The following is a 12,335-nucleotide window of genomic DNA, read 5'->3' as shown; positions in this document are numbered from 1 at the left end:
CTGGCACGCGTATCAAGAAAGAAATACTGACGCTAAGAACCGGACACGCGAATCAAGAAGCAATACTTATGGCAGATCTAAGCAAACAACGCCGCACACCGAGCCGCCGTCGCCCGGATATCATCACTTTCAAACAGCCCGCTGATCAAAGCAATGCTATCTGCCCCCGCATGCACAACAGGCCCCGCATTGTCAGCCGTAATTCCGCCAATCGCCACAACCGCCGCCCGAGGTCGCGCCCGGGAGCTTTCCACCAGCATCCGCCCCTGCTCGACATCCTCCAGCGTTGCGCGAACCGCATCCGGCTTCACACTGGACGGATACATTGCGCCAAAAGCGATGTAATCCACGTCATCTTTCAGCGCCTGGATCGCCAATTGCCGCTGGTTGTAGCAAGAACAGCCTATGATCTTTTCAGAACCCAGCGCAAGGCGGGCCTGAGCGACGCTGCCGTCGTCCCGTCCCAAATGCACGCCGTCTGCATCAATCAGGGCCGCCAGCCGCCAATCGTCGTTCACAATAAACAAGATTCCCAGTCCGCGGCAATGCGCCGCCAGGCGTCGCACTTGCGCCAGGCCGCCTTCCGGTGTGGCCGTTTTACGGCGCCATTGCAGTGCAACCATGCCGCCGTTTGTTGCCGCGCTGACGGCATCAAGTAGTTTGTCGGTGTCGTCCCACTCAGGGGTGACGCCGTAAAGACCTTTAGGGAAACGCAGGGAAGAGTTCATGGTGTAGACCGATTGATCAGGCGATGGCCCATGCCTGGTTGAAACGAATTCGTGCCGCCCTGGGCTTGCAGGCGCGATAAGGCGGTTTCGACCGCTACGTGGATATCCAGACCGCGTGCCAGTTGCGCTGTAATGGCACAGGCTAGTGGGCCATCGGCATCACTGAGACGAACTGGCGGCGCTTGCCACGCCCAGTTGGAGGTATGGTTATCCTGGCCTTGCAGCAAATAGCTGCCATGGCCTGGACGTAACGGGGCGCCGCTGGTCAGCACCCATTTGGCGCCGAAGTGCAACAGTGCTTGAGCGGGCGTGTCGGCGTCTGTGCCGGCAAATGCACCTTGCGATTGCCATTGCTCCAGCAAATTGTGGCTTGCCACGACGATGTCGGTTTGCGGCAGAAGCAATTCGAAGAGCGCAGCCTGCACATCCTCGGTGTCGATATCTGCGATTAACGATTCATCGGGCAAGTGTCCAAGGTGCAGAACCAGAGGGACATGGGTGTAATCGGCCGCTATTTGGGCGAGCACGCTTACTGATTCCGTTGTATAAAGTGGGCCGACCTTAATCGCCTGGACGTTCATGTCTTCGAGCAGGCAGCGGGCTTGGTCGTCGATAAGCTCGGGCGCTATGGGCTGGACGTCTTCAATGCTGGCAGTATCTTGAACGAGAATAGCCGTCAGGGTGCTGAGCGCATGGCAACCCATGGCAGCACAGGTAACTGCATCGGCAGGCAGGCTACTCGACCCGCTAGGGTCGAAAGGGCCGAAAATAAGCACTAATGGTGGGGTCGATGCTTGCACAGCGTTGATAATCACATAATTATTGCAATATCTTTGGCGAATAACCAAGGTATTGCTATTGGGTTTAGTAACATTAGCCCCATTCTAATAGAAGCATCCCGGATCCGTGGGATTTGGGTGAAATTTCCAGTGAGTTAAGAATATGCGTACATGGATGTGTTTGATTTGTGGTTGGATCTATGATGAAGAAGCGGGCCTTCCCGAAGAAGGTATCGCTCCGGGCACGCTATGGGAGGATGTTCCCCCTAACTGGGTTTGTCCAGAATGCGGTGCGCGTAAAGAAGATTTTGAACTGATCGAGGTGTAAGCTTATCTAATCAGTACAGTGTTGGCATTTTGGCTAAGGGAGCGATTCATGGTTTCAACAGTTAACCGCGCCAACGCTGAGTCAAGCACCAATTTGGCTCAGCAGCTTCTGGTGGCCATGCCGGGCAAAGTGTCGGGCAATTTGGCCAATACGGTCATCTATGTATGCGAGCATACCGAGCATGGCGCGTTGGGGCTGGTTATCAACCGGCCTACCGACCTCACCGTGGGCGATTTGCTAAAGCGTATCGACCTGGACCTATCTCTTGAGATCGGGCCGGTACAGGATACCCCCGTGTTCTTTGGCGGTCCGGTGCAAACCGACCGCGGCTTTGTGCTGCATGCTCCTGTTGGCGAGTACAGTTCCAGCGTCCAATTGGGCGACGTGGCTTTGACCACTTCGCGCGATGTGCTGCAAGATGTCGCGCAGGGGCGCGGTCCTGCCATGTTGTTGATTACGCTGGGGTATGCAGGGTGGGGGGCAGGTCAGCTGGAAAGCGAAATGTCGCAAAATGCCTGGCTCAATGTCTCGGCAACGACCGATATTCTGTTTAATACTCCTTCCGAAAATCGTTACGAAGCCGCATTAGGCCAATTGGGAATCGATCCGTTGATGTTGGCAGGCGACGCGGGTCATGCCTGAAGAAACCCTCATCGCGTTCGACTACGGAACAAAAAAAATCGGTGTGGCAATCGGCAACACGTTGACCCGGGTGGCGCGACCGCTGGAAATCATCACCTCGGTAACGCGCGACCAACGTTTTGCGGATATCGCTCGAGTGTTGGCTGCCTGGCAGCCCGACAGGGTGGTGGTCGGCTTGCCGCTGACCACCAGCGGGCAAACACAGTACGCAACATTGCGCTGCCGCCGCTTTGCTAATCAATTGCAGGGACGTTTCGGGGTGGTGGTAGCGCTCGTCGACGAGCATGGCTCCAGTATGGAAGCGCAGGAACTGCTGGGCTCGAATGCGCCCGACGATGCGGTAGCGGCTGCTGTCATCCTGCAGCGCTATCTCGACGCGCTGACGCCGTCCTTGACTTTGTAAGCCGCCTTGTATCCTATCAAGAGAATAATTTGAACGTCGTGCTTTTTTTGTTGCGTGCAGTATTTGTCGTAATCTGGATGCTGCTCGGCTTATTGCTGGTTCTTTCGATTTTTCGGTTTTTTCCCTCACCCTATCGATTGGCGATCAATAGACAATGGTCGCGTGTCTTGATGTGCTTATGCGGGGTACGTATCCGGGTCTTGGGCGAACCCCGCCTTCAGGGTCCGGCGCTCTGGGTGGCGAATCATGTTTCCTGGCTCGATGTTTTTGTACTAAATACGGTTCGGCCGACCGCTTTTGTCGCCAAAAGTGAAATTCGCAATTGGCCCTTGCTCGGCTGGCTGGTTGCCGGATCGGGAACGGTCTTCATCGAGCGCGGTCAACGCCACGCTGTGCGCAGGGTAGGCCACCAGATGCAAGCACGTTTCAAGGAGGGTGGGGCAATTGGTTTGTTTCCCGAAGGTACAACGTCTTCGGGGCTTGATGTGGGGCCATTCCACTCTAGTCTTTTCGATGCGGCAATACGCTCGCATGTCGATATCCAGCCTGTTGCCTTGCGGTTTTTTCACCGTGGCCGCCGCAGTGATTATGTCGCGTTCGTTGGCGAGCAAAGCTTGCTCCAGAACTTATGGCGTCTGTTGGGAACAACAGGGGTGGCAGTAGAGCTTGAGTTCCCGCCTGCCATGGATGGCGAATTTTGCGAGGAGCATGGGCGCAGCTCGGTTGCGGCCCATGCGCACCATGTGATACGGCAAGCAGTCGTTGTGCGTGAAGCTGGCGAAGTCGCGCGCTGTTCCTAGTGGCTGTGCGGGGTTTGGCTGGCGACGCAGGGAACTTGAATCAGCTTGTGGTCATGCAGGCGCAGGGCGGTTAGCTGCCTGCCCCATACGCAGCCCGTATCCAGGCAGATGGCGTCGGGGCGTATCATCAGGCCTAGCGTCGACCAATGCCCGAATACGATAGTCTCGTTCTTAATGGCGCGGTCGGGAACATCAAACCATGGCATCAGGGTTCCGCCAGTGACGGGGGCGCCTTTCATGGAAAATTCCATATGACCCTGGATATTGCACATGCGCATGCGCGTCAAGGCATTGATAATGACACGAAAGCGTTTGCTGCCGTGGAAATCGTCTTTCCATTGCGTGGGGTCATTGCCGTACATTTTCTGCAGCGCTGTTTTCCAGTTCGGGCCGCGCAATGCTGTTTCGACTTCAGAGGCCAGGGCCAGTGTTTTTTCAACGGTCCACTTGGACAGCACGCCGGCGTGAACCATCAAGTGACCGTGATCGTAGTGGGCAAGCGGGCAGTGCCGCAGCCAGTCGATCATTTCCTGAGCGTCAGGCGCGTTCAGGATATCACTCAGAGTGTCTGACTTGGTCATTTTTTGCACCCCGGCGGCGACTGCAAGCAGGTGCAGGTCGTGATTGCCCAGCACGGACACCGCCCGGTCGCCCAAGGCCATAACGGTTTTCAGGGCGCTCAGCGAATTAGGCCCCCGATTAACCACATCGCCCGCGAACCAGAATTGGGCGTCGGGGTTGGAATGGATTTCGGGGTGGGTCAGTAGTTCGCACAATGACCCGTAGCAGCCCTGCACGTCTCCAATCATCCAGATATCAGCCATTGACTTCATGCCGCTGCCTTGCTCCATGGCCACCGGCTTTGATTGAAGCGGCGAACGTTATGCTGGTTTTCCATCAAGATCAATGCCCCTAAAGCCAGGCCCAGCGCGCCCAGGTTGGGAATCAGGGCTGTTATCCAAGGCGCCCAGTTGCTTAGCATGCCTACATTTAGCGCTAATTGATTAAGCATGAAAAAGCCTACGCCCAGCAAAATGCCAATAAATACCTTGCTGCCTACCCCGCCGCGGCGCGTCTGCATAAACCCGATCGGCGCGGCGATGGTGATCATGACCAGCAAGGTAAAGGGGTATGCCATTTTTCGCCACAGCGCCACGACCTGGCGGTCGGTCTGCAGTTGATTGCTTTTCAGGTAGTCGATGTAGTCCAGCAAGTCCAGAATGGACATTCGTTCGGGTGTCAGGACCCGGGCAATCAAGCGTTCGGGAGTGAGCGAGGTTTGAAGCACTCGGTTGGGCAAGTTTTGAACTCGGGTAAGCGGCTCGTCGGGTTTTGTTGCGTTCGCCAGGGCAGACACCGAACTGGCATCGATTTGTGTCTGGGTGACGTCGTGCAGTTCCAGCGTGCCTTTGGAGAAGTGGCCTTGCTTCGCCTGGGAAAAGGCGGCAAGTTGTTGCCCTTCATGAAATTCGTATAGCGTTACGCCTTCCACGTCGCCGTTGGCCTTGAGTTGGGCGATATTGATAATTCGTGACTCGCCCTCGCTATCAGTTTCTTTGAACCAATAACCGCTATTGAGCTGGCTTCCACCGGACCTGCCCAGCAGTGTCAGGCTGACTTCGCTGGTTTTGATTTCGGCAGCGGGGGTGATGATTTCGGAAAGTAAAAACGCGCCAAAGACCAATGGAATGGTCACGGTCCAAAGCATGGTCAGCAGCTTCATGCCGCTGACGCCGGATACCCGCAAAATGACTAGCTCGTTGCGTTGAGCCAGACCTGCCAGGGCGAGTATGGCGCCTATCAACAGCCCGATGGGCAACAGGTCGTACAAGCGAGTGGGGAGCGCCAGGGTTTGCATATAGAACAGGTTGAGCAGCGTAAATTTGGTGCCCACGTTGTCCAGGTCTTCGATGAGGGCGAAAAACGTAAACAACCCTATCAGCGCCATGAGTACTACGGCGCTGGAGCGATAGATTTCGCTGGCAAGATAACGGCGGGCGGTGCGCATGGAATTGCTTGATACCTGAAACGATTAAGTAGCGGACGAAACTAGAAGCTTAACATTTGCGGACGTTGGTAAGTGCATCCCAGCTAGGGGATATCCACCAGGCGCATGCGTTTTTGTATGGTATTGCTACGGGAGTTCAGGTAAGAGCTGTTGCGGTTTTTGTCGTAATACACCGGGTTAGGAAGCATTGTCGCCAGCCGAGCGGCCTGGTATTGGGTCAATTTGGCGGCGGAGGTGCGGTAATAGTGCTGCGCGGCTGCCTGGGCACCGAATACATTGCTACCCCATTGGGCAATGTTCAGATAAATTTCCAGTATGCGTTTTTTGTCCATGACGAGTTCTATCATGTAGGTCAGTACCAGCTCCTGCCCTTTGCGCCAGTAGCTGCGTGATTGCGACAGAAACAAGTTCTTGGCCAGCTGCTGCGTAATGGTGGAACCGCCGCGCATTTTGGTTTTGCCTTTACTGCTCTGTCGCCGGTTGTATTCCCAGGCTTTGCGGATGGCGTCCCACTCTATGCCCTCGTGGTCGATGAAGTTTGCATCTTCCGAGGCGATGACTGCGCGCTTGAGCGAATTACTGATGTGGTCGTAGGGCACCCATTGGTATTTCAGGGTCGCCTTGGGGTCGATTCCCCTAAGGTGGTTCAAGGTGGCGTCCATGAAAGCGCTACTGCCGGGATTGCGCACGCTCAACCAAAGCACCATAACGAAGAGTCCGAACTGGTATAGCAATAGGGCGGCAAAACCAACCAGCAAAGCAACGCCGGCCACTTTGATTTTGTTGATTCTTCTGGTGTGCACGGGGTTAGGCACTGCGAAGATGCTGGCGCAGCGCATGCAGCACAGGCTCGACGTTGGGAGTCACACCGTGCCATATGGCGAAGCTCGCGGCCGCTTGCCCAACCAACATGCCTAGTCCGTCGGCAGTGTCGTGGGCGCCTTGTTTTTCAGCCTGCTGCATGAACGGGGTAGGCTGCTGCCCATAAACCATGTCATAGGCCAGCGCTTGGGGGCCATAAAGCCCGGCGGGCAGGTCGGGCGGTGTTTGGCCCAGGCTGCTGGAAGTGGCATTGATGACAATGTCCCACGACCCTGCCGCATCGGCAAGGCCGCCGGCGGAAAGGCGGGACGCCAACGGTGGCATATGGCTGATGACATGTTGATGCAGTTGATGGGCGCGTTGTGCTGTGCGATTGACGATATGCAATTGTGCGCAGCCGCCATCCAGCAGAGGGAAAACTACGCCACGGGCTGCGCCGCCCGCACCAACCAGCAATATTTTCTTATTCGCAGGCGCATGGCCTAAGCGTTCCAAATCGTGCAGCAATCCCAGACCATCGGTGTTGCAGCCATGCAGTTGCCCCTGCTCCATCCAGAGCGTATTGACTGCGCCGGCCAGTGTGGCGCGGGCGCTCAGGTGGGCCTGCGCCAGGACAAAGGCGGCCTCTTTGAAGGGGACTGTGACGTTAAGGCCACAACCGCCTTCGGCAAAGAAGGCCGCTACTACCCCGGGGAAGTCATCCAGTGGCGCCTTGATTTTGTCATAGCGCAAGGCCTGCCCGGTTTGCTGCGCGAAAAGCTCGTGTATGAAGGGCGAGCGGCTATGCTCGATGGGGTTGCCGATAACGGCGTAGTGTTTTGAAAGACTGGCGCAGGTCACGGCGTTGTGGTTTCCAACTGTTGATTCAAGAAATTCCATGTCCGCGTAATGGCGAACACATCGGTGTTTTTCGCAATGGCTGGCGGCAACGGTGCGAATGGCGCCGCCAATTGGACGATGCGGGCGGCAGCCAGGTTCAGTATGGGTTCGCTTGACGGACGATCGATTTCAAGACGCTCCAGCGAGCCATCTTTGCGTATGTATACAGTCAGCTGCAGGCTGCCATACACTTTGCCTCGTGCCTCGTCGGGGTAATGCTCAGTACCCAATAATTCAATTTTTTGGCGCCAGGCCTCTACGTATTCCGCGTAATCCACCGCTTTGGCCGACGGGCCTGAAAACTGTCGGCGCGGCTGGGCGTTGTAACGCGCTATGCGTTCTTTCAGGGCGCTGATTTGCGCATTAAGCACCAGGCTTTCCTGATTGATCGTATCGCTGCCGCTATCGTCTGATTCGTCGGAAATGTCTGGCTGCTCGCGTTCCGGGCGTACTTTTTGCAGCGCGGTCAGTTGCGTGTAAAGACGAAGCTGTTCGGCTTCCAGCTCTGCCTGTCGTTTGTGCAAGGCGGCCAGCACCAATTCGTTGGCCGATTCCGCTGCTGTGCGTGGCAAAGGGGAACTGGCTTGTCCGGCCTGTGCTTGCCCGCCGCCATTGAGTTGGTTTTGGGCAAGCAGTTTCGGGTTCAGGGGTGCAGCCGGGCTGCGGGCATTGACCAGGGTGACCTCAAGTGTACTGGCCTGGGTCTTGGGCGGCGCCGGGTTGGAAAAATGGATCGCCAGGACGGCCGCATGTACTGCCAGCGACAATACTATCGCTATGCGCAAATAGTCGTTGCGCGGCGTGCGCGCATGCAACAGTAAGGCGGAAAGCATAGACATGGCTGTCCAGGATGGAAAAGGGAATCAGGCGGGTTCAGTTTCTCGCAATCGGCAATCCAGTTCAAGCGCCAGTTCGTCGTAGCCCAGAATATCCAGGGTAATGATTTGACCGCGTTCAAGTTCCGGCAAGCCGGGGATGCGTGTGACAAAAGGCGCGCAGTTCAGGCGAACCAGATCGTCACGCAAGACGCTGGCCTGCACGGTACGCATTTCTTGTTGCTGCAGCCAGCGCAAGCACCAATATCGTTCCATGGCCGATTGGTAATCGTTCCAAACCATGTATTGCGATTCAAAGGCGCCGATAACGGCAAATAAATCTGCATCTTTAGGTTTGAAGGGAGCGACCAGCCTTGCTGATACGCCATGTTCGACGGTGGCCAGCAATTGCCACTGATTCACCAGATCGACGTAGCGGCGCAAAGGCGATGTGGACCATGCATATTGCGGTACGCCTATCGCTTCGTGGGGTAGCGCCTGTGTGGACATCCGGACGCGCCCCATCTGCTGCGACCGATAAATGCCTGGTACGCCGTGTTGTGCCAGTAATCCGCCCCAAATACTATTGGTCAGTATCATGTACTCGGCCACAAGACGATCCAGCGGCGCATTGCGGCGGCGCGGCACCAGTTGTACCGGCGTGTCGGGATTGTCGTGAGGGCCTTCCAGGACGAATGAGTATTCGACCCGGTTATTGTTTTCGGGTTTGCCCCGCACTATGTCGCGCTGCGCCGACAGATGTTGAGCGACAGCCCATAGCGGTCGCAACCATTCGCTGTAGGGCAGGTCGGACTGCGGATCGGCCAGCGCTTCTTCGGTTACCAAGGCATCCAGCGTATTGTGACGCAGGTTTTCCCGGACCTGTATGCGTTCCAGGCGCGTTTCTGATGAAACCAGTTCACCGGTAACGATGTTGATTTTCACGTATAGCGACAAGGCGGGCTTGGGTTGACCTGCGTCCAGGGAAAACGTCGCGATAAGTTCGTTGGGCAGCATGGGGATTTTCAGGCCAGGAATATAAACGGTCGATAACCGTGCCCTGGCCAGGGCGTCAAATTCGTTGCCGTGCTTAACCGCCAGTCCCGGGACTGCGATGTGTATTCCAATTTGGACCAGATCATCGCCCAGGGGCACTACCGATAGCGCATCGTCGACTTCAGTGGTGCTGGTGTCGTCGACAGAATAGGCCACGACATCCGCCAAGGGCAGGTCGGCACCGTATTCGCCGACTTGCACCGGCGCAAATTCAGCCCCCTTGGGAAAGTTTGCCGACATGAAACGGTGCTGATGTATGGCAAGCGCATGAGGCCACGCGCCAAGTTGAAGCAACAGCTTTTCGGGGCTGGTGCGCAATTGCTCGACGGCGGCTTCAAATGCCTTCCATTGCAGTGTGTTCTTGTCTGGACGGGTAAGAAAGGTGCTGGCCACGTCTGCAATGGCTTGCGGAAGTTGTCCGGCAACCATCTGCTCGATCCATTCTTGCTGCTGGGCCGCCTGTTTCTGCTTTTTTTCGATGGCGGCCAGGGCGGCAGCCAGGATGTCGGGTGGGGCAGGACGGTAACGCCCTTTGCCGCGCCTATGGAAATAGGCTGGCGCGCTGTTCAGGGCAAAAATCAGCCCCGCTTTTTCAACTGCGCTTGGGGGATGGCCGAAGTATTCCTGCGCAAAGGCGGCCGCGTCGAATTCGTCTTGGGGTGCGCATTCCCACAGGAAATCAATTTCCAGCGTCTGGGCAAGCTCGCGCGCCTGCTCAAGCATAGCCGCAGGCGCGGGCTGCTCGAAGCTGAACAACACGCTGGCGTTCTTTATTTTGCTGCGCTTGCCGGATTCGGACTCGACCTGCATGGTGGAGTCGCTTTGCGAAAAAATCTTTTCTGCCTTGAAGTTTCCGCTGTCTTCGTAAAGAACGTACATAATTTTCCGTCTGGATACGCGCAAGGGCGTATCGATTTGTGTGAGGTATTAGCTGGCTTCGAGCGCGAATGCCAGCACTTCGGGCAGCCACCGATCGAAGTCGGACAGGCCGTGGTCGCCGCCTTCAATAATATGGCCCTGGCTGCCGGCAAACCAGTCTGCCATTTCCCGCCAGTCGAGCACTTCGTCGCCTTTTGCTGCCAATAAATAATAGCGTTCGGGCCGGGCTGGCTTGCCTACCGCCATTTCGGCCAGCTCATCGACATATTCGGGCAAGAAAATGAATGGCTCGTTCGAATGATACAGCGTGTGTTCGCCTACCTGTGTCGCCAGGTCGCGCGCGGCGTAGACAGCCGGGTTAAGGACGACGGCCCGGCATTTCCAGCGTTCTGCCAGGCAGGTGGCGTAATAACCGCCCAGCGATGAGCCGATAATGGCAAGATCGCGTTCCGGCTGTAGGCCGTGATCGCGTATGGCCTGTTCGATAAGGTAGTTGGCCAGCGCAATGGACCGTTGCGGGCTGGCCGGCAGTTGCGGGCACACCCATTGGTCAGCCAGGCCCCGCTCGTGCATGGCCTGTGCCATCAGGGCGGCCTTGCTTGACATGGGCGACGAGCGGAAACCGTGCAGATATAGGATCATGGTGCGGCCTTCAAGGTTGTAAACGGTCGATCAGCTTCTGATGTATGCCGCCGAAGCTGCCATTGCTCATGATGAGGATAGAGTCGCCAGGCCGGGCTGACAAGCTTATGGCGTCGACCAGTTTATCCAGGTCGTCATAGGATGAGGCGCTTTCGCCAAGCGGCGCCAGTATGACTTGCGGGTTCCAGCCTAGCGCATGCTTGCCGGCGGACGCGCCAAAGCAGAATGTCAGGTCGGCCTCTTTCAGGGCATCGGGCAGGCGTGCAGCCATCACGCCCAGCTTCATGGTGTTGGAGCGGGGTTCTATGACAGCCAGAATACGTTGCTGGCTTCCCAGCTGTTTACGCAAGCCTTGCAAGGTGGTGGCAATGGCAGTGGGGTGGTGCGCGAAATCGTCATAAACCTTGATGTCGCGGACGGTTCCCCTTAGCTCCATGCGCCGCTTGACACCGCCAAAGGCCGACAACGCTTCCAGTCCGGCCTGGACAGAAACGCCGACATGGTCAGCAGCGGCGAGCGCTGCCAAGGCATTCATACGGTTGTGCGCGCCGGTAAGGTCCCAGGTTACCGTTCCGGCCAAGGCGCCGTTATGTATGACATCGAAATGCGAGGCATGTTCGCCAGGGTGTGCCTGCCATTGTCCTTGTTCGCCAAATGTCTGCACTGTTGACCAGCACCCGCGTGCCAGTACGCGGTCAAGCGACTCGCAATTGGCGGGACGAACAATGCGGCCTTGCGAAGGGATGGTGCGGACCAGATGGTGAAATTGCGTCTCGATAGCCGTAAGATCAGAAAAGATATCGGCATGATCGAACTCGAGGTTGTTCAATATGGCTGTACGTGGCCGGTAATGGACAAATTTCGAGCGTTTGTCGAAAAATGCCGTGTCATATTCATCGGCCTCTATAACAAACTGCTTCTGGCCGGATTGGTAGCGCGCAGAGACCTTCAGGTCGGTGGCGATGCCGCCGATCAGGAAGTTGGGCGCCAGGCCGGCGTGTTCCAGTATCCATGCCAGCATTGAACTGGTGGTGGTTTTCCCGTGTGTGCCGGCGACGGCCAGTACATGTTGCCCTTGCAGTATTTCTTCGCCCAGCCACTGGGGGCCGGACGTGTAACGCAGGCCTTGGTCAAGTATGGCTTCCATGAGCGGGTTGCCGCGTGTGACCACATTGCCGATAATGAACAGGTCGGGTTTCAGGTCGGTCTGAGAGGCGTCGAAGCCTTCGATCAGACGTATGCCTTGCTCTTCGAGCTGGGTGCTCATCGGGGGGTAAACCCCGGCGTCGCAGCCCGTTACGGTATGCCCCGCCGCTCGCGCGATAAGTGCCAGACCGCCCATAAATGTGCCGCAGATGCCCAGAATGTGTAAATGCATTTTTATCCTCCGGTGCTTATTGTAGTCAGTTGAGCACCGTCAAGGCAGCCCGATCGTGGCGGGCGTTGCGCGGTACGCCTGGTGCTATCATGAAACCGCTTAATGTTTTTTCTGGATTCGATACTATGAAACGGCGAGATTTCCTCCGCCATGCGGCTCTGACAACGGCTGGCGCC

The 12,335-nt window shown here is 56.7% G+C and carries 14 protein-coding genes; 4 read left to right on the top strand and 10 right to left on the bottom strand.

Annotation, left to right across the window (positions count from 1 at the left end):
- Positions 1-77 precede the first annotated feature (77 nt).
- Together thiE and thiD are read right to left on the bottom strand one after the other, a co-directional pair.
- Complete coding sequence (gene thiE, locus ABWO67_RS15775; RefSeq protein WP_353153202.1) at positions 78-728, bottom strand: thiamine phosphate synthase; 651 nt, start codon at positions 726-728, stop codon at positions 78-80.
- Positions 725-1,543: a bifunctional hydroxymethylpyrimidine kinase/phosphomethylpyrimidine kinase gene (gene thiD / locus ABWO67_RS15770; protein WP_353153200.1), complete on the bottom strand. Its 819-nt coding sequence runs from the start codon at positions 1,541-1,543 to the stop codon at positions 725-727. Before thiD ends, thiE begins: the two co-directional genes overlap by 4 nt.
- 127 nt (positions 1,544-1,670) lie before the next feature.
- Between thiD and ABWO67_RS15765 the strand changes: the two genes are divergently transcribed.
- The 4 genes from ABWO67_RS15765 to ABWO67_RS15750 are packed head-to-tail and all read left to right on the top strand — an operon-like array spanning position 1,671 to position 3,680.
- Complete coding sequence (locus ABWO67_RS15765; RefSeq protein WP_073102607.1) at positions 1,671-1,835, top strand: rubredoxin; 165 nt, start codon at positions 1,671-1,673, stop codon at positions 1,833-1,835.
- A gap of 48 nt (positions 1,836-1,883) precedes the next feature.
- A complete protein-coding gene (locus ABWO67_RS15760) occupies positions 1,884-2,477 on the top strand; it encodes a YqgE/AlgH family protein (protein ID WP_353153197.1) in 594 nt (197 codons plus the stop codon).
- A complete protein-coding gene (gene ruvX / locus ABWO67_RS15755; protein WP_353153195.1) occupies positions 2,470-2,880 on the top strand; it encodes a Holliday junction resolvase RuvX in 411 nt (136 codons plus the stop codon). Before ABWO67_RS15760 ends, ruvX begins: the two co-directional genes overlap by 8 nt.
- A gap of 29 nt (positions 2,881-2,909) precedes the next feature.
- Positions 2,910-3,680 carry a lysophospholipid acyltransferase family protein gene (locus ABWO67_RS15750; RefSeq protein WP_502930032.1) on the top strand — a complete coding sequence of 257 codons (771 nt, stop codon included), beginning with the start codon at positions 2,910-2,912 and terminating at the stop codon, positions 3,678-3,680.
- Here the strand turns inward: ABWO67_RS15750 and ABWO67_RS15745 are convergent.
- From ABWO67_RS15745 to mpl, 8 genes are all read right to left on the bottom strand, one after another.
- A complete protein-coding gene (locus ABWO67_RS15745; protein ID WP_353153204.1) occupies positions 3,677-4,504 on the bottom strand; it encodes a symmetrical bis(5'-nucleosyl)-tetraphosphatase in 828 nt (275 codons plus the stop codon). The genes ABWO67_RS15750 and ABWO67_RS15745 overlap by 4 nt on opposite strands.
- A 5-nt stretch (positions 4,505-4,509) precedes the next feature.
- Complete coding sequence (gene lptG / locus ABWO67_RS15740) at positions 4,510-5,688, bottom strand: LPS export ABC transporter permease LptG (protein ID WP_353153193.1); 1,179 nt, start codon at positions 5,686-5,688, stop codon at positions 4,510-4,512.
- 83 nt (positions 5,689-5,771) lie between these two features.
- Positions 5,772-6,527, bottom strand: a complete 756-nt coding sequence (mtgA, locus tag ABWO67_RS15735) for a monofunctional biosynthetic peptidoglycan transglycosylase (protein ID WP_502930031.1) — start codon at positions 6,525-6,527, stop codon at positions 5,772-5,774.
- Entirely contained in the window at positions 6,496-7,350 is an 855-nt protein-coding gene (aroE, locus tag ABWO67_RS15730) for a shikimate dehydrogenase (protein ID WP_353153189.1), read from the bottom strand. The genes mtgA and aroE overlap by 32 nt, the downstream gene beginning before the upstream one ends.
- Positions 7,347-8,228, bottom strand: coding sequence for a TonB family protein (locus ABWO67_RS15725; protein WP_353153187.1), 882 nt, complete (start codon positions 8,226-8,228; stop codon positions 7,347-7,349). Before ABWO67_RS15725 ends, aroE begins: the two co-directional genes overlap by 4 nt.
- A gap of 24 nt (positions 8,229-8,252) precedes the next feature.
- Positions 8,253-10,139 (bottom strand): ribonuclease catalytic domain-containing protein, encoded by a 1,887-nt coding sequence (locus ABWO67_RS15720; protein ID WP_353153185.1) that lies wholly within the window; start codon positions 10,137-10,139, stop codon positions 8,253-8,255.
- Between the two features lie 48 nt (positions 10,140-10,187).
- Positions 10,188-10,781, bottom strand: a complete 594-nt coding sequence (locus ABWO67_RS15715; RefSeq protein ID WP_353153183.1) for a YqiA/YcfP family alpha/beta fold hydrolase — start codon at positions 10,779-10,781, stop codon at positions 10,188-10,190.
- A gap of 10 nt (positions 10,782-10,791) precedes the next feature.
- Entirely contained in the window at positions 10,792-12,159 is a 1,368-nt protein-coding gene (mpl, locus tag ABWO67_RS15710; protein WP_353153181.1) for a UDP-N-acetylmuramate:L-alanyl-gamma-D-glutamyl-meso-diaminopimelate ligase, read from the bottom strand.
- Between the last annotated feature and the right edge of the window lie 176 nt (positions 12,160-12,335).

The sequence above is a fragment of the Pollutimonas bauzanensis genome, assembly GCF_040393045.1.
GTDB lineage: Bacteria > Pseudomonadota > Gammaproteobacteria > Burkholderiales > Burkholderiaceae_B > Pollutimonas > Pollutimonas bauzanensis_A.
The sequence above is the reverse complement of the archived record's forward strand: the minus strand, read 5'-3'. Positions and strand labels throughout refer to the sequence as shown.